Below are 20,869 nucleotides of genomic sequence, written 5' to 3' on the forward strand. Positions count from 1 at the left end.
TTATTATTGTGCAGAAAAACGCAAGAGCCTGTTTGGGCGGGGGATTACTCCCTGCCTTCAGATACGAACGGCCAATGCCTTTTCATTATAATTCAAAAAGAAAGGGAAGGAAATTCTTGCATCTCCTTCCCCAGCCTATGATTAATTGTTTCCCGTGTATCAAGAACAATCGCCACAATTCCCGTCTTTATCCGTCATTTCGAGGGATAAATATTGAAAATGTCGTACCATGTCCGGTCTTGCTTTGAACCGTAATATGACCTTTATGAGCTTCAATAATATTTTTTGCAATTGCGAGTCCAAGGCCAGTTCCGGAGCGGCCCCTTGTCCTTGCTTTGTCAGCTTTGTAAAAACGCTCAAATACAAAGGGCAGGTCTTCTTCGGGGATTCCCGAGCCAGAATCTTTCACTTCGATAAGCAGTCCCCGTTCATCACTCCGTTCGATAACTTTAACCTCTCCGTTATGGGGGGTATGCCGGATGGCATTATCAATCAGATTGGTCATAACCTGTTCTATTCTGTCCGGATCCAATTGAATAGATAAATTTTCGCTTTGCAAATCATGTTCCAGGTTAATTTCCTTCTCTTTTGCGAGTCCCTGGAATTTTCTGGTGATTCTTTGCAGAAAGGAGTTTACATCAGTTTCTTCCATTGTCAGCTGAATATGCCCAGCTTCCATTCTGGCAAGATCAAGCAATTCGTTCACAAGCCGGCCCATTCTCAGGGATTCATCATAAATGACACTTGCCATCTCTTTTTTCTCTTCATCCGTTCCCGCAATATCATCGACGATCGCTTCACTATATCCTTGCATCATCGAAATTGGCGTCCTTAATTCATGAGAAACATTAGCTATAAAATCGTTGCGGAGCTTATCAAGCTTACGCTCCTCCGTCATATCCCTGATAACTGCAACCGCTCCCCTAATATATTTTTTATTATAAAGAGGGCTAACGATTATCACCCATGAACGGCCCTGTATTGGGATTTCACCAATCTGTTCCTTCTCCGTATTAACAGCAAGCTGGAAGAGCTCCATTACTTTGGAAGGAACTTCCTCCGTATTATTCTCGATGTCATCCAGCTCATAAAACCAGCTTTGCAGAAAACGCTCTGCAGGAGGATTCGTAATCAGTATCGTTCCATCCCGGTTGAAGGTGATTACCCCATCAGCCATCCCGCTTAAAATGCTTGCCAGCTGTTCTTTTTCCTGGCTTAAGGCATTCATATTAAATTTCAGCTGTCTGCCCATTTGATTAAAAGCCATGGCTAATTCGCCAACCTCATCATTAGTCAGAATCGGAACTTTCGTATCAAATTTACCTCTTGCTACCTCAAAGGCAGCTTCTTTCATTTTTCTCAGTGGAGCATTGATTCTTGTCGATAAGAAAAAAGCAAAGATGGTTGTTAAAATGATGGCAACTCCCGCAGCCAGCAAAATAAACTTTGTGGTTGAACGCAATGTTTCGTGCATTACCTCAATGGACTGATAAATAAAAACGGCTCCATTGCTGCCGTCACCTTCAAGCGGGACTCCAATGATAAGAATTTTGCTGTCGTCATCTGCGGATACGTCTGTATACTCCGGATTAACGGATGTTACTTTTTTTACAGTCTTGTCTTTCGTAAGAACTTCTTTTAAATCATCTTCCTCGGTGAGGTAGGAAATGGGCAGTTTTAATGAATCTGTATGGTTTGGAGAATAGTAGTACTCTTTCGGCGAGTTAATAATGACTACTTTTGTAACATCATCGACAAGTTCCCAGGAAATTTCCAAACCGACATCACGATTATGTTCTTTTAAAATTCTGGTTATTTTATGGGCAGTATTTGATAATCCTTTTTCTGTTTCATTTATATGGTAATTCTCAAAGAATTCCAGCAGCATGACTGTTAAAATCAGCAGTACAAAGGAAACTAATAAAAGAATTGTGCCCCAAAGCTTTCCGGCAACACTCCTAAAGAGCATCATTCATTAATAACCTCAAACTTGTAGCCCACTCCCCAAACGGTGACAATCATTCTGGCAGCCTGCTCAGAAACTTTATTCAGCTTTTCACGCAAGCGCTTCACATGAGTATCAACTGTTCTCAAATCTCCAAAAAATTCATAATGCCATACTTCTTTAAGCAGATGCTCCCTGTCAAACACCTTATCGGGCGCCTTTGCCAGGAAATAAAGGAGTTCATATTCCTTTGGCGTCAAACTGACTTCTTTTCCATCAGCCAATACTTTGTGAGCATCATTATCGATCGTTAGATGAGGAAATACGATTACATCTTTTGCTGTTGTTTCTGTCTGCAGGTAAGTAGTTTTAGAAGATCTGCGCAATAAAGCCTTAACACGCAGCACAACTTCCCTGGGACTGAAAGGCTTTACGATATAATCATCAGTGCCGACTTCAAAGCCCTGTACGCGATTAACTTCCTCCCCTTTAGCTGTAAGCATGATCACGGGAGTAGCTTTTTTTTCTCTCAGTTCTCTGCAGACTTCTATACCGTCTTTGCCGGGCATCATTAAATCCAATAGGATAACATCATAATCATTTGCCAGGGCTTTTGACAAAGCCTGGTTTCCATTCTCTGCTTCATCAATTGAAAAATTTTCACGCTCAAGGTACATCTTCAATAATCGGCGGATTCTTTCTTCATCATCCACTAGCAATATTTTCACTTGGTTTTCCATTTTCAAGTCCCCCTAACGTCAATAGAAATGGCTCTTTTCAAAATTCATTTTTGCTAAAGGATTCTGCCCGTTGATTTCCGCTGCAGGCACTCAAGCTTTCCCACGGGGCTGCCGGGAGCCTCCTCAACGCTCTGCGTCTGCGGGGTCTCTTCCTGGTACGATACTCCCGTAGGCTCCAATCAACTCAGCGGTGAAATATAGTATACAAAGCAGAAAAACACTAAATTTTACAAGATTAAAATCTTTAATTAAAGCCTTCACTATTGTGAAGTGAAGGCTTGTTTATTTTTATTATGATCCAGCGTAGGAGTGCAATCCGGCAATGACCAGGTTTACCGCAACCAGATTAAACATAATAATGATAAATCCGATTACAGCTAGCCATGCAGACTTTTCGCCATGCCAGCCCTTTGAAAGGCGAAGGTGCAGGTAGGCAGCGTAAAATAGGAAGGTGATGAGAGCCCATACTTCCTTTGGATCCCATCCCCAGAAACGAGTCCAGGCAATTTGTGCCCATATCATGGCAAAAATCAAAGCTCCTAGTGTAAAGACCGGAAATCCTATTAATACTGAGCGGTAAGCGATCTCGTCAACCAAATCAAGATTAATATTTTTAGCAAGCGGCTGAAGTGCTGCTCCAACCCTTTTGCGGAGAATCAATCTTAAAGCAAGATATAGAAGAATACCTGAAGCCAAAGACCATATAACGGTATTTAATTTTTTTGCATTAATAATTGCAGGCATTTCCGCCAGCGGTTCAAATTTACCTTCCGTAATCAGCTGACCGTCGTGAGGACCTGTTAAAGCAGGCATATGATATTCCAGAACATCTTCCTGACCGTTCTTATCAATCCAGTTAAATTCCGCTTTGTAGCCTGAAGCTGAGAAGCCTGAGCTTATAACAATAAACCCAAGTGTGCAAACCAGGCCAAACATAACGGCTTCAAGCCAGAATCTCTGTTTGCTTTGCTTAGTTTGATCCACTGATTTTACCAAATAAATTAATCCGGCAGCGAAGCTTACAGCCAAAATAGCCTGCCCAACTGCAGCTGTTGTAACGTGAATATGAAGCCAATCACTCTGCAGGGCGGGGATCAGCGGTGAAACTTCCCGCGGAAACATACTTGCATAAGCAATCATCAGTACCGCAACCGGGAGCGTAAAGACTCCTAAAATAGGTGTTTTATAAATTAAGTAAATCACTATAAAAGCACCAACAAGTGACATTCCAAAGAATGTTGTAAATTCGAAAAGGTTGCTGACAGGCGCATGCCCGGCTGCAATCCACCTTGTAATAAAGTAGCCAAGCTGTGCAGCAAACCCGATAATCGAGATCCATAATCCAATTGCTGCCCATCTGTTTGGCCCTTGTTTCGTTCTATTCTTATCCTTTATAGAGCCGGCAAAAAAGACAGTAGCAATTAAATAGAGGATAAAAGCTGTGTATAGTAAATTGCTGCTTATTGTAACCACTCAGATTCCTCCTTAGCCTTTCTTTTCACTTTGATTTTGCAGCTGATCTTCCGGCATCGTAATTCCGGTTCCATCCAATGCTGCTTCAATTTCCCTTTTAAGTCCATGCCAGTTTTTGTTAGTGTGTCCTGCTACCCACACCTCTCCATTCACACGGCGCAGCCAAACTCTCCGATGGTTCCAATAAGATCCCTGTGCAACACCTATCATGAAAATAACGCCGCCCAATGCGATAATCCATAATGTTAAATCTTTTCGGACGGTCAGGGCCGATACATTTTTAGTATCTATGCCTTTAAAGGCCATCTTGTATTCATTATCGCCGAATGGTTCAATAGTCTGTCTGATCGCAACAAAACTTATTTCGCCATCAGGCTTATCCGGAGTAAACATTTTAAAAACAAAGGCAGGATTATTTGGGATTCTGGACTTTGTAACAGGTTCTCCATTTTCATCAAATTCAAAATCGGGAAAATAGCTGACAACTTCTGCTTTATAGCCATTTCCAAGATCATATTCATCCTGTGGATGATTCAGGTCGACTGTTAAATCCCCGTATTCCTCACCCGTTTTTTTATTTGTAAGGGCAAATGACATTTTGTTAAGTTCATTAAGTTTATAATCTACTTGGTATAATGCAAAGTTCTCAAACTTCAGAGGTTTATTTACCTTAATTTCATAGTCCTTAACTTTCTTGAGATCAGCCTCTTCACCTGCAACAGTATCGCCCTGTTTTTTATAAAGAATGACATTGGACTGATAATTTTTAGCTACCATTCCTGCTTTGTCAATCGCTTCCCCAAACACTTCGTTATCTTTCTCTTTATCATACATTTCAAGGATGAAGCCATCATTTTTAAGGTAATATTCACCATTGGTTTCCGGAATGACCTTTGTTTCGCCTTCCCGGATCCAAAGAATTTTGTCAACATACATGCCCGGTACAAAACGGAGCATTCCGCCAATTAAAAATATGATAAGCCCCACATGGTTAACGTATGGGCCCCATCTTGAGAAACGTCCCTTTTCCGCAAGGATGTTTCCATTCTCTTCCCGGATGCTGTATTTCTTGGATTTTAATTTTTCTTTTGCCATTGTGAAGGCCTTATCAGTATCTTCTGGCTGTGACGCACCAAAAACCCTCTGGCGCTGCAGATAGCTTTCATGACGGCTTACCTTCTGCTTTTTTAAAGCTCTATACAAAGGGACAACCCTATCCAGACTGCATATTACAAGAGATATACCGATTGAGGCTATCAAAATCAAATACCACCATGAGCTGTATAGATTATGAAATCCAAGATCGTAGTATAATTTACCAATCCATCCATATTGGTCTTCGTAATATTCTTCAGCAGGCATGATTGGCGGAATGTACATTTCCTGAGGCAGTATTGTTCCAACGGCTGATGCTATCAGCGTTATTACGATCAGCCAGACTCCAACCTTAACAGATGAGAAGAAATTCCATATCTTATCAATTATCGTTTTATTATAGGTTTGCGAGCGGCGTGCACTGCCTTCATACCGCATATCGAGAAGTTTCTTGTCTTTTTCTTTTTCTTCCAATACCTTCCCGCACGACTCACATAGTATAGTACCTATGGGATTAACATGGCCGCAGTCGCATTTTACTTCTTTCATATATAAAACTCCCCGTAACTTATGGTTTAATCTGTTCCATATAGTTCTTGATCGTTTCTTCCGTCATCTCGCCTGTAATATACTTGACAACTTTTCCATCTTTATCAATGAGAAAAGTGGCAGGAAGAGGATTAATTCCGTAAGCAGATTGGACTTGGCTATCCTTATCAATTACAATCGGGAAAGCCAGATCGTAACGCTCAGAAAATTTATTTACTGCTAAATCTGTCTCGCCGACATTAACAGCCAAAACCTGAACACCCTCATCTTTAAATTGCTCATATTGATTGTTCATATATGGCATTTCTTTCTCACAGGGTTTGCACCATGTACCCCAGAAATTCAGGAAAACACCCTGGCCTTCATAATCGGATAACCTGTGTTTATTGCCATCCATATCTGTCAGAACAAAATCAGGTGCCTTTTCCCCAACAGCAACCTTTTGAATTTTATCTTTCGTAAAATTTGCGTATAGCGTATATGCCACGGCAGCACCAAGGACAAGCAATATGACTGTTCTCATTACCAGACGCTGCTTTTTCATAAAAAACTTCCCCTCCTAAGGCATCCTAATCAGGCCAAAAGACCGTACCTTAACAAATTTATATGTAACATATGGAAAAGATTTTTGCCTCATAGCTGTTTACTATTATAGCATTTTTCATCATACCTATATTGTTTACAAATTAGCGTAACTGTGACACTTCTATGAATTTTTCTAAAGCTGACTATTTCTTCTTCATCGCGAGTGTCCGAAGCTGCTTAACTTCATGGGCAGTAAGTTCTCTTGCATCCCCCGCTGATAATCCCTGCAGAGTGAGGAACCCATATCTCTCCCTCTTCAGTTTCAGAACAGGATGTCCAATGGCTTCAAACATCCTCCTAACCTGGCGGTTGCGTCCTTCATGAATGCTGATTTCCACAATAGCTGTCTGTTTTTTCTTATCCATTGATAACAGCTTGGTTTTGGCAGGTGCTGTTTTTCCATCTTCAAGCACAATGCCTCTTTGAAGGCTCTTCATTTTTTCTTTTGAAGGAATGCCTTTCAACTTGGCAACATAGACTTTTTCAATCTCATTGCTTGGGTGCATTAAAAGATTCGCAAACTCCCCGTCATTGGTAAGAATGAGGATTCCGGATGTATCGTAATCCAGTCTTCCAACAGGGTATATTCTTTGTTTGATTCCCTCAAAGAAATCCGTGACGACTTTTCTGCCCTTGTCATCTGAGACGGCTGAAATGATTCCTCTTGGTTTATAGAGAAGAAAATAAACAGGCTCCTCTCTCTCCAACGGTATTCCATCCACTTCTATGCGGTCAGAAGGAGAGACCTTAACACCCAGTTCCTTTACTGTTTTTCCGTTAACCCTTACACGCCCTTCAGCCATTAGCTCTTCAGCTTTCCTTCGCGAAGCAACCCCTGCATGGGCAATAACTTTCTGCAATCTTTCCATTTATGTCACCTCAAAGTTTTATTAACAATACTTCATACTTTTTCACTCCTAATGAATTATGACATAATTCGTCAAGATTTCAAAGCAAACCATTGCCAAAACAGCTTAGGTAAGTAATAAACTGTAATTACTGAAAGTTGAGATTTGAAAGTAAAATAAAAAAGATACCCACACTCAGGTATCTTTTGTTCCGGATCATTTCTTTAATGGTTACATACTGCCAAAAACAAGTGTTACGATCACAATGGATGCTATGATGCCTGCCAAATCGGCCAGCAGTCCGACTTTAAGTGCATCTCCCATTTTTTTGATTCCCACTGCTCCAAAGTAGACCGTCAGGACATAAAAAGTTGTATCTGTGCTGCCCTGCAGTACTGAGGCAAGCCTGCCTATGAAGGAGTCGGGACCATGGACAGCAATTAAGTCACTGGTCATTCCCAGTGCTGCAGTTCCTGAGATCGGACGAATGATAGCCAAGGGTACGATATCAGGAGGCACTCCAATTGCCTCCAGTCCTGGCCTGATCAGATTCATAAAATACTCCAGGGCACCGGAAGCCCTGAAAACCGATATGGCTACAAGCATCCCGACAAGAAAAGGAATAATGGATACAGCAATTTTTATTCCTTCTTTTCCGCCTTCAGTAAAGCTTTCATAAGTAGGAACTTTCTTAAATGTTCCATATATTAATATAAAGCCTATTAAAATAGGAATTAACCAAAGGGAAACAGCTGAAACAATCTCCATCCTAACCTCATCCTTTTCGCGTTCTTCGGTAATAGAAATAACGGTCAATCATTATTGCGGCCAATGAAGAGCAGAATGTAGCCACTAAGGTAGGACCTACGATATCGGTGGGCGAGGCAGAATTATAATTCATCCGTATGGCAATCACGGTTGTAGGAATTAAGGTCAGACTTGAAGTGTTGATGGCCAAAAAGGTTATCATAGAACGGCTTGCTTCATTCTTACCCCCATTCAATCTTTTCAGCTCTTCCATTGCTTTTATGCCAAGAGGGGTAGCTGCGTTTCCGAGACCGAACATATTGGCCATCATGTTCGATAGCATATATCCCATTGCCGGGTGGTCACCGGGCACTTCCGGAAAAAGTTTTTTCACAATTGGCCTGAATAAGGAAGCAAGCTTATTCAGCAGGCCTGCGTCCTCGGCAATTTTCATCATTCCCAGCCAAAAAACAAGAATGCTGATTAGACCGATGCACAACGTGACCGCTTCTTTTGCACCATTGAAAATGGCTTCGTTCACTTCATTTATGGTGCCGTTTATCATAGCAAAAACTAAGCCTATAGCTGTAAGCATCACCCAAATGATATTAACCATTTGTCTTCACTCCTGCAATTGAGGTGAAAAGACCCTTAAAGTAGTCTAATAGCGACTTATCCTCTTTTACCTCATCATGCTTATAATAGATTGGGAGCTTTTTAATTTGCTGGTCTTCAAAATACACAGTTGCCTGACCGACCACGTCAGGTGTTGTCCTGCCGTCATCCCATTCTGATTCAGGCTTCAGCAGCTTTATATCAATTTTAAAGTTGTTTTTCTCTTCTTTGGTAACAGGATAATTGTATGAATGCTTTATATAAACCCTGCCTTTATAAAATTCATCATCAATATCCGATATAATTCCCTCAGGCATGACTTCCACAGAATCAAAGGTTCTAAAAGCTGTTTCATACATATTTATATGGTCATTCCAATCATCCGGCCCGTTTAAGGTGACTGCAATCAAATTAAGACTGCCTTTCGATGCTGTTGTTACAAGAGTTCTCTTTGCCCTTTTTGTATATCCTGTTTTCCCCCCTGTGCAATACTCATATAATTCGGTCAGGAGCCTATTTTTATTTTTCCACACCCTGTCCCAGCTTTCATTCGGGTTTGGTGCACGGTGCACCTTTGTTCCTGCAATCTTTTGGTAGTTCTCATTATTCATTGCATACCTGGTCAGCAGAGCCATATCATAGGCAGTCGAATAATGGTCTTCATGATCATCCAGACCATGGGGGTTTGCAAAATGGGTATTCTTCATGCCGATTTCTTCAGCTTTCTTATTCATTAAAAAGCCAAATCCTTCAAGGCTTCCGCCAACATGTTCTGCGATTGCGACTGCAGAGTCATTGCCTGAACGAAGCATTAGCCCGTAAACCAGATCTTCAAGCTTTATTTTTTCTCCTGCCTTTAGATATATCGATGACCCTTCCGCTCTGACAGCACGATCACTTACTTTAACCATATCGTCCATTTTTCCGGATTCTATGGCCAGAATTGCCGTCATGATTTTTGTAATGCTTGCTATTCTCCTCATTTCATTTGCTTCTTTCTGGTAAAGGATACGGCCAGAATCCTGTTCCATTAATATTGCGCTCCGGGCACTTACTGAAACTGAAGCCTCTGTCTTCTGAGGGAAATTCACCATCATCAACGCGGTGACCAAAGATATGGCCATCAGCCTGCTAAACATTTTCATTGCACAAAACCCCGTCTCCTTTGTGGATGTCAGATTGAGCGAAATACATGATCTCCCCAAAAGGAGGAGTCGCATGTTTTCATTTATTTGTACAAGTTTATGCAGGACAAGTAGTGATATGACTATTATGTTTGACTTGTATTGTGGATTTGGAAACGGCTTGTACATCAAAAAACAGGGGAATACGCTTAGTACTCCCCTCTTGCTTATTTCTGCTCCTATTTAGAAAGGCTTCCATTTTAATTCAGATGCTTTTAAATACCTGTTTTCTACATCCTTCCAGTTGACAACATTCCACCAATTTTTAATATAGTCACCACGGTTATTTTTATATTGCAGATAATAAGCATGTTCCCATACATCCAAAGCCAGCAGAGGGATTGTATCCCACTGGGTTAAAAGCATATGCCTTTCCGATTGAAGTATTTCGAGCCTGCGCGCTCTTGGAGACCACACCAGGATTGCCCAGCCCACTCCTTCTACCTGCTTGGCTGCTTCAGTGAAGTGGCTTTTGAATTTCTCAAAGCTCCCAAAGTATTTGTTCATTTCCTTCAGGAGTGCACCGGAAGGTTTCCCACCGCCTTCAGGACTCATATTATTCCAGAAAATCGTATGCAAATAATGACCGGAACCATGAAAGGCCAGCTCGCGGCACCAGTGTTTTACGAGGCTGTAATCATTATTATTCCTTGCTTTTTGGAGCATTACCTCTGCTTTGTTCAAGCCATCTACATATGATTGATGATGCTTATCATGATGCAGCCTCATAATTTCCCCTGAGATATGCGGTTCAAGTGCGCTGTAATCGTAAGGCAGCGGGGGTAAAATATGCTTTCCCGCAGAAATGTACGTTTCATTCATATAGATATTTCCAAGTTGCTGTCTATTGGAAAAGTAATTCTCCATATCAGAATGAAGAGAGTCCACTTGTTTCTGCAGCTTTTCCAAAGCTTCTATATCCAGCGGGCCGTTTATTCCATCCATAATTTCGGTAAAATGATCCAGCCTCTGCCACAATTCATTGTTTTGTTCAACATCCTCCGAGTCTAAAAAATCTCTTAGCTCTTTGTTCCATTTCGTAACGTCCTTAATGTAATCTTCCATTTTACTCATACAATCCCTCACTCGCTTCCATAAATAGCTCACTTTCTATTTGTATGAGTGAAAGTTTGTACGTTTTCCAATGAAAATGGAAATCTCCCTATAACGTGCCAGAAAAAAAAGAACAGCTGCCCGCTGTTCTCCACTTCCAATGCTATTTTGATTGAATCATTTTTGTCCGGTAATCTGTTTCGTAATATTCAAGTTCCTCACGAACCCTTTGAAACTCTCCTTCCAGCTGCCTGAACATTGATTTGAGGCTGTCCGGAACTTCATCATGAAACTGGATTGAGTTTTTTCCTGTATATGCTGAACGGCTATTCTCAAACCATGCATCATTTTTCGGAGAAAAAAACTCTTCAATGCATTGATGGTAAATCCGGTATAACGTCTTTTCGGCAGCCCCTTTTTGGAAAGGGTCACTTTTTAATATGATCGTGCTGGCATCAAGTCCTTCTTCACAATATACAAGCAGTTTTCTAACATGTGAGAGGATACTTTTATAATAATTCGCATTCCCTTGTTGTTCTGCTTCAAGATCTTTTATTGTTGTATTATTTAAGAAATCTTCAAATGCGGCAACGCTATTACCGAGGAAATTTTTCACATCTTCCATCTGTGATTTAACAATTGAATTCCCCATCCATTACACCCCCATAATTATAAACTGGCTATTGTTGCGGTTGAACAATGAAATCTAAAGGTGATCGCAGGTCATAGGATTTTTTACTCTCCAGCGCTTCAAAAATGGAGGGAAGCTTGGAAAATTCCAGATCCTGAAAATAGGATGCAAAATCAGCCTTTGAATTAAGATAAATTCGTTTGCGATGTCTAAAACCCGGGTTCTTCAATAAACATGAAAGAGCAACAATATCCTTGAACTGAACTTCTCTAGAACCAGCCTTAAAGACTGGATCCTGGTCATATGGTGTGAACTCATTCATGGATTCATCAAAGAAACGGACGTATAAAACATGAAAAGTCTTCTCCTGTCCATCTTCTTCGAACACAATCTCACTTCTGTTAAAAAAATCTTCCGAGGTGTTTGGCTTTTCTTTTTCAAGCTCATATCCCCTGCAATGTTTAATCAGCAAGCAAAACCCTCCTATTTCCCGATGGTTTACAAGATTAATATGTATTAAAAGGAAAGGGAAAAATTTAAATCTATTTTACCACACTTCCTATGTAATGTGTCAGAAAACTCAAGAATCGAGCTCCTGGAACTTTTCAAAGAATAAATCAGCCTCTTCCTGTAATGAATCCTCTTCTTCACTGATCTTATCCGGGAGTGGCGGAAGCTCTTCTATGCTTTTAAGGCCAAAATAATCAAGGAACTCTTTAGTCGTTCCATACAAATAGGCACGCCCTGTTCCATCTGCCCGTCCAACTTCTTTAATCAAGGCTTTAGCAGACAATGTATGAAGAGGTCTCTCTGTCTTGACTCCTCTAATTTCCTCAATTTCTGTCCTTGTAATGGGCTGTCTGTAAGCAATAATTGCGAGCGTCTCGAGTGCCGCCTGAGAAAGGGAAGCGGCAGAAGGAGACTCTACCAGCTTCTTCAGGTATGGGGAAAACTCTTTTTTCGTAACCAGCTGAAAAGTCCCCGCCAATTCAACAGCCATTATTCCGCGGCTGCCAGTATTGTAGTCTTCCATAAGACTGTCCATTATTTCACGGGCCTGATTCTCTTCCACCTCCAGCACATGGGCAATTTGCTTAAGAGACAAGCCTTCATCACCAGCTGCAAACAGGAGGCTTTCGGCTATCCCCTTCCAATTAACGATCTCCACACTATTTTCCTCCTTCCATGGAAGCTACAAAAATATCAGAGAAATTTTTGTCCTGCTCGACCTGAATTTCTTTTCGCTTGATTAACTCCAGTACCGCCAGGAAAGTTACTACTATATGCTCTCTGTCCGATACCGGAAAAAGATCGGTGAATTTTTTCCTGCCTTTTACACTTCTTAACTGTTCCACAATTTCAGACATCCGCTTCTCAATGGGAATCTCCTGGCGGGCAACTTTTGCAGAAAGCGGCCTTTGCAGTTTCTTCCTTCTTAATAACTTTTGCAAAGCGCCAAGCATATCATAAAGACTTACATTCAAATCAGCTTTTTCCTGCTGTGTTTCATTCACATATTCCGAAAGGTCTGCAGGCGGCTTTGTATACATTAAACTTCTATCCTGTTCCCGCTCCTTAAGCTCCTCTGCAGCTTCCTTATATTTACGGTATTCAATCAGCCGTTCTACAAGTTCATCTCTGGGGTCTTCTTCCATTTCCATTCCAAATTCATCCTCGAGCTCTTCCTCATCATGCTTTGGCAGCAGCATTTTGCTTTTAATTGCCAGAAGCGTTGCGGCCATTACAAGATATTCGCTTGCTACGTCAAGCTGAAGCTCCTTCATTGTATGTATATAAATGAGGTACTGCTCGGTAATTTCTGATACAGGAATGTCATAGATATCAATTTCCAGCCTGTTAATAAGATGAAGAAGAAGATCCAGAGGCCCCTCGAAAGCATCTATTTTGACGTTATAATGATCATATTGCATAAAATACCCACCAAATTTTCCTAATATAAATTCCCTTAAATGCCAAAAGGCTATATCTAGTATAGATTATTCATGGATGTTATCCAATAGAAAAATAACCCTGTCAGCAATGCCCCTGCTTCATTCGTGATTTTTTTGAACCGCCCAATCAATAAGGCAATTGCCTACATACGATGTAGGGAAATAAAGATACAGGAGGTATTTTATATGTCTAATACTGGATTTGGAGATTGCGGAACCGGGTTTGCTTTAATTGTCGTTCTGTTCATCCTATTAATTATTGTCGGAGCTTCCTGGTTCTTCTAAACCTCCTTGTTTATTAAGCAGATTCTGCACATTTGCCGATAGACAAGGCTGTCCTGTTAGAAACCAAAATCATCAATATATATGTTCAGATTTATCAGCTGTTAAAGCCCGGTTAAGCGCCGGGTTTTTATTTTTCTGTTAATCGATTGTGCTGTGGTAAAATGAAGTAAGAATTGTCAAGGAGTGAAAGTATGTATCCTGATAAATATATTGAGTTCCTGGTCCATTTTCATGGTGACCGAGATTATTTTGAATGTCACGAGTTACTGGAGGAATATTGGAAGAGTACGGACCCAAACAATAAAAAGTCTGCATGGGTCGGATTAATTCTTATGGCAGTTTCTTTTTATCATCATCGCAGAAAGAATTTAAATGGTGCTGAACGAACCCTCCGCAAAGGAATCGTCATTTTGGAGAGCAGAGCTGAAGAGATACAGGCACTGGGTCTGGAAACAGGTCAATTGATAAAGGATCTTAAGAACAGGCTTCTCCTGATTCAAAAAGGCGGACATTACTCCAGCGTTAACTTGCCAATTATAGATCCCTTACTTAAGGAAGAATGTATGAAGTTCTGCGCATCCAAAGGATTTTCCTGGTGCTTTGACAGCAATTTACCAGATAAAGATATTGTGCACCGCCATAAAAGAAGAGATAGAACCATGGTTATTAAAGAAAGACTTGATGCCCTGAACCGGAAAAAAAGGCAGGAATAATTTATTCGCTGCCTTTTCCATGTAGCAAAGCATATTGCTGAACCCCGATAGCGGTTAAGCTGACCGGGTGCGGGTTTGTGCAGGCACTTCCGCTTTTGTTAATTAACATCACATTTGCTTAGAAAAGATTCGGTTTCATCGGTTGCAGTTAAAGTTTTCCCAGGATATAGTTCATCCAATGCTTTTATCATTGTTTTGCCAATGCCTTGATGCCGGTGTGACGGGTTAACAGAGATATGCTGAATCTCCATTGTCTGATCACTTGAAGTAACGCCGACCAGTCCAATGATATCTTCGCCTTCCTTCCACAAAAACAGCTGCCGATTTTCTTCTGATTCATATTGCTTCATCGTCTGCTGCAGCCTTTTCAAGTCTTTTTCATTAGGCATGAAAGATAAAAGACCCATTGCAATTTTTTCAAATGACTTTTTATATCGAATTAGCATATTAATCCCTCATTATTTGAATAAAAACATCATAAACTATTTTTCCCAAATTTTAATGTTTGTAAACTTTTCATAACAGTATATGTATTCATGCTGAATGTTGCTATTTTCGAATAAAACCGGCTAATTCATTACCTTGACGCCTTCGGCAAAGCCTATACTATAAAGAACCAGTAAACAAGTCCCCATCCGATGCTTAACACAAGCAATATTATAAAAAGAAGCCAATTGCTTTTTTTCATATTTCCTTACTGCCCCCATTTATATATAAATCCTATGACTTACAAACTATCATTCATTTTACACTATTCTTTCTCATAATTCCATTCTGCTTGCTGAAATAGGCATTTTGAGCTAAGGTTTCTGTTAGAGGAGAGTTGAAACTTTTTCGCAGAAGGAATCGTCTATTTACAGGAAGCCATTAAGCGAGCCGCAGAACTGGCATATGGCTTCCCTATTTTTACTCCGGGAGGTAACCGCATGAAATGGAATAAAATGCTTTTACTATTCATAATGTCGCTATTATTTATTTTGCCGATACAGGCATTTGCAGATATGGCGGAAGGTGATGTAATTGTCACTTTAGGTGAGAATCTATCAGAAGAACAAAAAAATATGCTTCTGGCTGAAATGAAAGCTCCAAAAGATGCGACCATCATTACTGTTTCAAATGAGGAAGAACATCAGTATCTTGGAAATTATATCTCTAAGGCTCTTATAGGAACAAGAGCGATATCTTCTTCAGCAGTCACAGTAGCAAAACAAGGCTCCGGCCTTGAAGTCGAGACTAAGAATATTAACTGGGTCACTGATGAAATGTACATTAATGCCTTGATTACTGCAGGTGTAAAAGATGCAAAAATTTATATTACAGCACCTGCAAATGTTTCTGGAACAGCTGCTTTAACAGGCATTATTAAGGCATATGAAATTTCAGCTGAAACAACGATCCCTGAAGATGTAAAACAGGCGGCAAATGAAGAAATGGTGGAAACAGCAAAGCTTGGCGATTCGGTTGGAAACGAGAATGCAGCTGCTTTAATTACCAAAATCAAAGAGGAAATTGCCAAAAATTCACCTGAAACCGATGCAGAACTCAGAACAATTATCGAAAATGCAGCAAAGGACCTTGGCATCACTCTTACCGAACAGGAGATTCTAAGCTTAATAGATTTATTTAACAAGCTGAAAGAGCTTGATATCGATTGGAATCAGGTCGGTGAACAGCTTAACCAGGCAAAAGACAAAATTTCCAAGTACCTTGAAAGTGAAGAAGGCCAGGGATTTTTAGAAAGCCTAAAACGTTTTTTCACTAGTGCAATAGATGCGATTAAAGCCTTCTTTTCTTAAAAAAATTAAGCTGCCTTAGGGGCAGCTTAATTTTTTATTTTTTCATTAATGGGCAGATCCAATCTTAATAGATCCTCGTATGTTTCCCTTTTAACAACAAGCTTAGCCTCTCCATTTTCAATAAAAACTACAGGAGGCCTTGGGATTCGATTATAATTGTTTGCCATGGAATAACCGTATGCGCCTGTACAGAAAACAGCCAGGAGGTCCTGATCACCTGCTTTTGGAAGAGGCAAATCCCAAATAAGCATATCGCCTGATTCACAGCATTTTCCGGCAATTGATACTGTCTCTTCCGGCTTATCCAACACCCGGTTTGCCAATACCGCTTCATACTTAGCCTGATAAAGGGCCGGCCTGATATTATCACTCATGCCGCCATCTACAGCGAGATAATTTCTTACATTTGGAACCTCTTTGCGTGACCCAGTCTGGTATAAAGTTGTTCCGGCATCTCCCACTAGGGAACGCCCCGGCTCAATCCAAATTTCCGGCATCTTCATGGAAAAATGCTTAGCCTGTTTTTTTACTTCCAGGATAATTTCTTCAACATATTTAGATGCATGAATCGGATCATCTTCTTCTGTATAGCGGATTCCAAAACCTCCGCCTAAGTTAAGCACTTTAGGTTCATATGCATGTTTTTCTTTCCATTCTGCCATCTTCTCAAAAATTTTCTTGGCAGCCAAAATGAAGCCTGTTGTATCGAAAATCTGAGAGCCGATATGACAGTGCAGTCCAAGCGTTTCAATCCAGCTTGAATTTAGAGCTATTAGCAGAGCCTTTTCAGCCTGACCATTCTGCAGGTCAAACCCAAACTTTGAATCTTCCTGACCGGTTAAGATATAGTCATGGGTATGTGCCTCGATTCCTGGCGTGACCCTCAGTAAAATTTTAGTTTTAACCGCAAGAGATTCACAGATTTCCTCTAATAATTCCAGCTCATAAAAATTATCGACAACAATACAGCCGACATGATTCTTTAGAGCCATCTCAAGTTCTTCTCTGCTCTTATTGTTCCCGTGAAAATGGATTCTTTCAGATGGAAAATCTGCAGCAAGAGCAGTGTATAACTCTCCGCCTGATACCACATCCAATGATAGTCCTTCTTCATCTACAAGCTGAACCATTGCTACTGTTGAGAAAGCTTTGCTCGCATATGCAACTTGTGCTTCTATTCCAAGCTTTTCGAAAGTTTCCTTAAATCCCCTTGCTCTATCTCTTATTAATGCCACATCATATACGTATAAAGGTGTTCCAAATTGACCGGCGAGTTCGACTGTATCCATACCGCCAATTTCAAGATGCCCTTTGTCATTTGCCTTCATGGTGCCGTGAAAAAACATGGTTCCCCCTCTTCCTTTTCCTCGGGTGTCATTGCCCCCCGAGACTGATCAATTTATGAAAGAAATAGACAGCATCCCAAGAGACTGTCTATTCTGTTTCCTTTAATCCTTTATTTAATTAAAAAAACTTTACCATATTTCGTGTATCTTAGCAATCGGCATTACGCGTATTTCTTATTTTACAGGCTGCTTGTAACGATTTTTAGTCTGGACAATGCTTGGCCGTATTTTAGAGCCCGGCATCGAACGGCGAATCAGGATTTGGGTTAAAGCCACCGGGCTGAATGGAATAAACGGCCAAAGATATGGTGTGTTTAATGATTTGATGCTTGCAAGCAGAAGAATGGTCAGTGTAAGCCCTACTACCAAGCCTGGTGTATGGAAAATCGCGACAGCAATAAGCAGGCCAAGTCTTACAATCTTATTGGCAATACTCAATTCATAGCTCGGCGTTGCAAATGTTCCGATTGCTGCAAGCGCTACATACAAGATGACCTCGGGCACAAACAAACCAACATCAATAGCAATTTGCCCGATAAGTACTGCTGCGATCAAACCCATTGCGGTTGAAAGCGGAGTTGGCGTATGAATAGCGGCAATCCTTAGAAATTCAATCCCGACATCGGCAAGGAACAGCTGGACAATGACAGGAATATTCGTTTCTTCATTAGGACCGACAAACGCAATTCTTTCAGGCAGGAGTGAAGGCTCCAAAACGAACAAAAACCAAAGCGGAAGCAGCACAATCGATGCCATTAAGCCTAAGAAACGAATCCAGCGGAGAAATGTGCCGACAGCTGGCGATTGCCTGTATTCTTCCGCATGCTGTAAATGATGAAAATAAGTAGTAGGTGTTATAATGACACTTGGTGAAGTATCAACGAATACAATAACATGCCCCTCAAGCAAATGGGCTGCTGCCACATCGGCCCTTTCCGTATACCGGACCAGCGGGAAAGGATTGTATCCCTGTTTCAATATAAATTCTTCAACTGTTTTATCAGCCATGGTAATTCCATCTATTTCAATTGCCTTTATTTCTTTTCTAATTAAATCAACTAAATCTTTATTGGCAACATCTTTAATATACCCGATGGCAACATCTGTTTTTGACCTTTCTCCTACGCGCATTATTTCAAACCGGAGTCTTTCATCCCTAATTCTTCTGCGGGTTAAGGCAGTGTTTACTATAATATTTTCTACATAGCCATCTCTTGATCCGCGGACAACTTTTTCAGTATCCGGCTCCTGAGGAGTTCTGCCGGGATAGCTTCTGACATCGATGACAAGCCCTTCTCCCTCTCCCTCGCCCACAACTACAATTAGGCCTGAAAGCACCTGATCGACCAGCTCATCCATTGTTTTAATGTGCTCAATTGATTGATGCCTCAGTCTGTTTTCAATGATTTTAAATAGATTAGCGGAAAGTTTTTCACTGTCATTGATCCCAACCAGTCCCTCAATGATGGCAATAATGAAACTTGTATCCGTTAATCCATTAATATAATAGAAATGCACATCTTTCCTTAATATCGTTAGCTTTCTGACACCTAGATCGAAGCTATCTCCCAGACCGACTCTTTTTTTCATATATTTTTCAATTTCATGTACAGATTCAAAAATGGGTGTCTTATCTTCCTTCGTCTTGCTTTGTGCCATAATAGCCGCTCCTTTCCAATACAAGTTCTACTGCCTTTTTAGTAATTGGTGATCCTGCATCATAATGATCTTTTTTGGACATCTTCCCGATATCGCCAATCCCCACGATTATCGGGACATCCAGCTGATCAAGACAATAAACGGTATCACCATTGATTCTGCCTGTTTCCATCTCGGGAACTCCAAACTTATCAACTCCGTAGGGGGTTAATTCGCCATTATTATCAATACATACATCTACTTTTGTCCATTCAGCCTGTCTTGTTTTTGAGGCAACAGCTATGATTCCCAGAACATCGATATCCCTATGGCACGCAACATATTTCAGCGCATTCTCCCCAGCTCCCTCCCCGATAAACCCGCTGTCATCAAACATGACCAGCACAGGATCGTGGGAGACTTTTTTTATCAGCTTGACGATTTGCTGACCGGTTAAGATTGAAGGATTTCCATGCGACAAGGATAAACATCTTCCCCCAATTTCCTGAGCAACAAGCTCAACTGTCTTCCTTGCAAAATCGTCTCCATCTGTTATAAGAATGACGTGCCTCCGTTCATCCATAGCGGTTTTTCCTTTCCGAATCCTCATTTTTAAATATGCTCAGCCGATTGCTTATTTATTTACAAAATAAATCCATTGAAACAGTGATCCGAACACCTTTCCAAATACAAATGCCATTAATAAAATCGCAATTTTCCCATCCACTCCGATTCTTTTCGCAAGGATTGGAAAAACATTCAGCACTTCAGTTAAAGCAGCTGCCAGCATGCCAATAAATATGCCCGAAGCAAGCCCAATGGGTATTAGTAACAGGGCTGTCAGGTGGAAAACCGGATTCCATAAAGTTGCCAGTGCACCAGCCAAAGCCCCCATTATAACTGCAGCTTCATAATAATGGATCATCTTCATCGTTTTGCTCAACTGGGTAAGCCTTGGGATAATGCCCAAAACAGCCAGGAAAGCAACAAAACCAGAACCAACAGCGAGCCCGCCTGAAAATCCTATGATCATTACCAGGACAACATTAATGGTCATCAAGATACTTCATACTCTCCTTGTTTTCTTTCAACGCAACATAGTTATCAAGATCAAGCTGATAATTGAACATTTCTACTTCCAGTGGGCTTGGCTCCTCGTTCAGCCGCTTCTTAAAAACATGGTTAAAGAAAATGATCATGCCAAGCCCCAGGCCAATCGAATAGGGGATTTGAAAAATGAGAGGCCTGCTGTCCACTTCCCCGGTTATGAGAGTGTAAATTCTAAGCTGTACAGCCTGCATGCTCACGTCTTCATGAAAATTCATAATGGCGAGGGCAGCACCTATGAACAGAAGCAGCCAAACCAGCAGAAATAGAGGAAATGATACTTTACGCTTCTTTGTAACAACCTCAACTATCGCTTGAGCAGGCCCGATCGACTGGACTTCAATGTTTGAAAATATCCGGGTTATGCTCCTAATTACCTTCATAACATCAATTACCACAATATTCCGGTCCTGCTCGCTTACTTGATAAAGCGGAAGTGCACAAAGCTTTTCGTAAATGTCATCATCGGCAATGACCTGTGCAATATCTTTCAGCAGTATTCTCTGATTGGGCCGTATTTGCAGCCGATGCCGCAAGCGAATATAAACTGTTTTTTCCAATATGCTC

The 20,869-nt window shown here is 40.9% G+C and carries 23 protein-coding genes; 3 read left to right on the top strand and 20 right to left on the bottom strand.

Annotation, left to right across the window (positions count from 1 at the left end):
* Nucleotides 1-187: 187 nt before the first annotated feature.
* The 14 genes from NAF01_RS17800 to NAF01_RS17865 all read right to left on the bottom strand — a co-directional run bounded on the left by NAF01_RS17800 (nucleotide 188) and on the right by NAF01_RS17865 (nucleotide 13,396).
* Nucleotides 188-1,972: an ATP-binding protein gene (locus NAF01_RS17800; RefSeq protein ID WP_048008129.1), complete on the bottom strand. Its 1,785-nt coding sequence runs from the start codon at nucleotides 1,970-1,972 to the stop codon at nucleotides 188-190.
* On the bottom strand, nucleotides 1,969-2,685 hold the full coding sequence (locus NAF01_RS17805; protein ID WP_048008128.1) for a response regulator transcription factor: 717 nt from the start codon (nucleotides 2,683-2,685) through the stop codon (nucleotides 1,969-1,971). The genes NAF01_RS17800 and NAF01_RS17805 overlap by 4 nt, the downstream gene beginning before the upstream one ends.
* 291 nt (nucleotides 2,686-2,976) lie before the next feature.
* Nucleotides 2,977-4,158, bottom strand: coding sequence for a c-type cytochrome biogenesis protein CcsB (gene ccsB / locus NAF01_RS17810; protein ID WP_197213640.1), 1,182 nt, complete (start codon nucleotides 4,156-4,158; stop codon nucleotides 2,977-2,979).
* A gap of 12 nt (nucleotides 4,159-4,170) precedes the next feature.
* Nucleotides 4,171-5,802 carry a cytochrome c biogenesis protein ResB gene (gene resB / locus NAF01_RS17815; RefSeq protein WP_197213639.1) on the bottom strand — a complete coding sequence of 544 codons (1,632 nt, stop codon included), beginning with the start codon at nucleotides 5,800-5,802 and terminating at the stop codon, nucleotides 4,171-4,173.
* 19 nt (nucleotides 5,803-5,821) lie between these two features.
* On the bottom strand, nucleotides 5,822-6,346 hold the full coding sequence (gene resA / locus NAF01_RS17820) for a thiol-disulfide oxidoreductase ResA (protein ID WP_222497844.1): 525 nt from the start codon (nucleotides 6,344-6,346) through the stop codon (nucleotides 5,822-5,824).
* Nucleotides 6,347-6,530: 184 nt separating this feature from the next.
* Complete coding sequence (gene rluB / locus NAF01_RS17825) at nucleotides 6,531-7,256, bottom strand: 23S rRNA pseudouridine(2605) synthase RluB (RefSeq protein ID WP_048008124.1); 726 nt, start codon at nucleotides 7,254-7,256, stop codon at nucleotides 6,531-6,533.
* 210 nt (nucleotides 7,257-7,466) lie between these two features.
* Nucleotides 7,467-8,003 (bottom strand): spore maturation protein, encoded by a 537-nt coding sequence (locus tag NAF01_RS17830; protein WP_048008123.1) that lies wholly within the window; start codon nucleotides 8,001-8,003, stop codon nucleotides 7,467-7,469.
* Nucleotides 8,004-8,010: 7 nt separating this feature from the next.
* Nucleotides 8,011-8,598, bottom strand: coding sequence for a nucleoside recognition domain-containing protein (locus NAF01_RS17835; protein WP_163141792.1), 588 nt, complete (start codon nucleotides 8,596-8,598; stop codon nucleotides 8,011-8,013).
* Nucleotides 8,591-9,742 carry a D-alanyl-D-alanine carboxypeptidase family protein gene (locus tag NAF01_RS17840; RefSeq protein WP_048008122.1) on the bottom strand — a complete coding sequence of 384 codons (1,152 nt, stop codon included), beginning with the start codon at nucleotides 9,740-9,742 and terminating at the stop codon, nucleotides 8,591-8,593. The genes NAF01_RS17835 and NAF01_RS17840 overlap by 8 nt, the downstream gene beginning before the upstream one ends.
* Before the next feature lie 222 nt (nucleotides 9,743-9,964).
* Nucleotides 9,965-10,855 carry a superoxide dismutase gene (locus tag NAF01_RS17845; protein ID WP_250800932.1) on the bottom strand — a complete coding sequence of 297 codons (891 nt, stop codon included), beginning with the start codon at nucleotides 10,853-10,855 and terminating at the stop codon, nucleotides 9,965-9,967.
* 142 nt (nucleotides 10,856-10,997) lie between these two features.
* Nucleotides 10,998-11,486: a YpuI family protein gene (locus NAF01_RS17850; RefSeq protein WP_048008120.1), complete on the bottom strand. Its 489-nt coding sequence runs from the start codon at nucleotides 11,484-11,486 to the stop codon at nucleotides 10,998-11,000.
* 28 nt (nucleotides 11,487-11,514) lie between these two features.
* Nucleotides 11,515-11,937 carry a hypothetical protein gene (locus NAF01_RS17855; protein ID WP_250800933.1) on the bottom strand — a complete coding sequence of 141 codons (423 nt, stop codon included), beginning with the start codon at nucleotides 11,935-11,937 and terminating at the stop codon, nucleotides 11,515-11,517.
* A gap of 108 nt (nucleotides 11,938-12,045) precedes the next feature.
* Nucleotides 12,046-12,633: an SMC-Scp complex subunit ScpB gene (gene scpB, locus NAF01_RS17860; protein ID WP_095244736.1), complete on the bottom strand. Its 588-nt coding sequence runs from the start codon at nucleotides 12,631-12,633 to the stop codon at nucleotides 12,046-12,048.
* 1 nt (nucleotide 12,634) lies between these two features.
* A complete protein-coding gene (locus NAF01_RS17865) occupies nucleotides 12,635-13,396 on the bottom strand; it encodes a segregation/condensation protein A (RefSeq protein ID WP_048008117.1) in 762 nt (253 codons plus the stop codon).
* A 207-nt stretch (nucleotides 13,397-13,603) separates the two neighbouring features.
* On the opposite strand from NAF01_RS17865, the gene NAF01_RS17870 reads away from it, so the two are divergent.
* Together NAF01_RS17870 and NAF01_RS17875 are read left to right on the top strand one after the other, a co-directional pair.
* The gene (locus NAF01_RS17870) at nucleotides 13,604-13,702 is read left to right on the top strand and encodes a YjcZ family sporulation protein (protein WP_076258148.1); all 99 of its coding nucleotides are present in this window, start codon (nucleotides 13,604-13,606) and stop codon (nucleotides 13,700-13,702) included.
* A 191-nt stretch (nucleotides 13,703-13,893) separates the two neighbouring features.
* A complete protein-coding gene (locus NAF01_RS17875) occupies nucleotides 13,894-14,415 on the top strand; it encodes a DUF309 domain-containing protein (RefSeq protein WP_197213630.1) in 522 nt (173 codons plus the stop codon).
* 98 nt (nucleotides 14,416-14,513) lie between these two features.
* On the opposite strand, the gene NAF01_RS17880 is transcribed toward NAF01_RS17875, so the two are convergent.
* On the bottom strand, nucleotides 14,514-14,861 hold the full coding sequence (locus tag NAF01_RS17880) for a GNAT family N-acetyltransferase (RefSeq protein WP_035330083.1): 348 nt from the start codon (nucleotides 14,859-14,861) through the stop codon (nucleotides 14,514-14,516).
* A 480-nt stretch (nucleotides 14,862-15,341) separates the two neighbouring features.
* Here NAF01_RS17880 and NAF01_RS17885 point away from each other — a divergent pair, with 480 nt between their 5' ends.
* Nucleotides 15,342-16,211: a DUF1002 domain-containing protein gene (locus tag NAF01_RS17885; protein WP_250800934.1), complete on the top strand. Its 870-nt coding sequence runs from the start codon at nucleotides 15,342-15,344 to the stop codon at nucleotides 16,209-16,211.
* A gap of 26 nt (nucleotides 16,212-16,237) precedes the next feature.
* On the opposite strand, the gene lysA is transcribed toward NAF01_RS17885, so the two are convergent.
* From lysA to NAF01_RS17910, 5 genes are all read right to left on the bottom strand, one after another.
* Complete coding sequence (lysA, locus tag NAF01_RS17890) at nucleotides 16,238-17,557, bottom strand: diaminopimelate decarboxylase (RefSeq protein WP_197213626.1); 1,320 nt, start codon at nucleotides 17,555-17,557, stop codon at nucleotides 16,238-16,240.
* A gap of 174 nt (nucleotides 17,558-17,731) precedes the next feature.
* The gene (locus tag NAF01_RS17895) at nucleotides 17,732-19,216 is read right to left on the bottom strand and encodes a spore germination protein (RefSeq protein WP_197213624.1); all 1,485 of its coding nucleotides are present in this window, start codon (nucleotides 19,214-19,216) and stop codon (nucleotides 17,732-17,734) included.
* Entirely contained in the window at nucleotides 19,188-19,778 is a 591-nt protein-coding gene (locus tag NAF01_RS17900) for a stage V sporulation protein SpoVABEA (protein ID WP_197213615.1), read from the bottom strand. The genes NAF01_RS17895 and NAF01_RS17900 overlap by 29 nt, the downstream gene beginning before the upstream one ends.
* 51 nt (nucleotides 19,779-19,829) lie before the next feature.
* Entirely contained in the window at nucleotides 19,830-20,252 is a 423-nt protein-coding gene (locus NAF01_RS17905; protein WP_197213970.1) for a stage V sporulation protein AB, read from the bottom strand.
* Complete coding sequence (locus NAF01_RS17910) at nucleotides 20,242-20,862, bottom strand: stage V sporulation protein AA (RefSeq protein ID WP_197247595.1); 621 nt, start codon at nucleotides 20,860-20,862, stop codon at nucleotides 20,242-20,244. The genes NAF01_RS17905 and NAF01_RS17910 overlap by 11 nt, the downstream gene beginning before the upstream one ends.
* Nucleotides 20,863-20,869 lie beyond the last annotated feature (7 nt).

This window comes from Cytobacillus firmus (assembly GCF_023657595.1).
In the GTDB taxonomy this organism is placed as follows: Bacteria; Bacillota; Bacilli; order Bacillales; family Cytobacillaceae; genus Cytobacillus; species Cytobacillus firmus_B.

Coding starts and splice junctions, on each gene's coding strand:
- NAF01_RS17840 (WP_048008122.1), bottom strand. CDS start 9,742: ATGAAAATGTTTAGCAGGCTGATGGCCATATCTTTGGTCACCGCGTTG.
- NAF01_RS17870 (WP_076258148.1), top strand. CDS start 13,604: ATGTCTAATACTGGATTTGGAGATTGCGGAACCGGGTTTGCTTTAATT.
- NAF01_RS17905 (WP_197213970.1), bottom strand. CDS start 20,252: ATGACCATTAATGTTGTCCTGGTAATGATCATAGGATTTTCAGGCGGG.
- NAF01_RS17880 (WP_035330083.1), bottom strand. CDS start 14,861: ATGCTAATTCGATATAAAAAGTCATTTGAAAAAATTGCAATGGGTCTT.
- NAF01_RS17800 (WP_048008129.1), bottom strand. CDS start 1,972: ATGATGCTCTTTAGGAGTGTTGCCGGAAAGCTTTGGGGCACAATTCTT.
- resB (WP_197213639.1), bottom strand. CDS start 5,802: ATGAAAGAAGTAAAATGCGACTGCGGCCATGTTAATCCCATAGGTACT.
- NAF01_RS17835 (WP_163141792.1), bottom strand. CDS start 8,598: ATGGTTAATATCATTTGGGTGATGCTTACAGCTATAGGCTTAGTTTTT.
- rluB (WP_048008124.1), bottom strand. CDS start 7,256: ATGGAAAGATTGCAGAAAGTTATTGCCCATGCAGGGGTTGCTTCGCGA.
- NAF01_RS17830 (WP_048008123.1), bottom strand. CDS start 8,003: ATGGAGATTGTTTCAGCTGTTTCCCTTTGGTTAATTCCTATTTTAATA.
- NAF01_RS17895 (WP_197213624.1), bottom strand. CDS start 19,216: ATGGCACAAAGCAAGACGAAGGAAGATAAGACACCCATTTTTGAATCT.
- NAF01_RS17865 (WP_048008117.1), bottom strand. CDS start 13,396: ATGCAATATGATCATTATAACGTCAAAATAGATGCTTTCGAGGGGCCT.
- NAF01_RS17885 (WP_250800934.1), top strand. CDS start 15,342: ATGAAATGGAATAAAATGCTTTTACTATTCATAATGTCGCTATTATTT.
- resA (WP_222497844.1), bottom strand. CDS start 6,346: ATGAAAAAGCAGCGTCTGGTAATGAGAACAGTCATATTGCTTGTCCTT.
- NAF01_RS17875 (WP_197213630.1), top strand. CDS start 13,894: ATGTATCCTGATAAATATATTGAGTTCCTGGTCCATTTTCATGGTGAC.
- NAF01_RS17805 (WP_048008128.1), bottom strand. CDS start 2,685: ATGGAAAACCAAGTGAAAATATTGCTAGTGGATGATGAAGAAAGAATC.
- NAF01_RS17845 (WP_250800932.1), bottom strand. CDS start 10,855: ATGAGTAAAATGGAAGATTACATTAAGGACGTTACGAAATGGAACAAA.
- lysA (WP_197213626.1), bottom strand. CDS start 17,557: ATGTTTTTTCACGGCACCATGAAGGCAAATGACAAAGGGCATCTTGAA.
- NAF01_RS17850 (WP_048008120.1), bottom strand. CDS start 11,486: ATGGGGAATTCAATTGTTAAATCACAGATGGAAGATGTGAAAAATTTC.
- NAF01_RS17900 (WP_197213615.1), bottom strand. CDS start 19,778: ATGGATGAACGGAGGCACGTCATTCTTATAACAGATGGAGACGATTTT.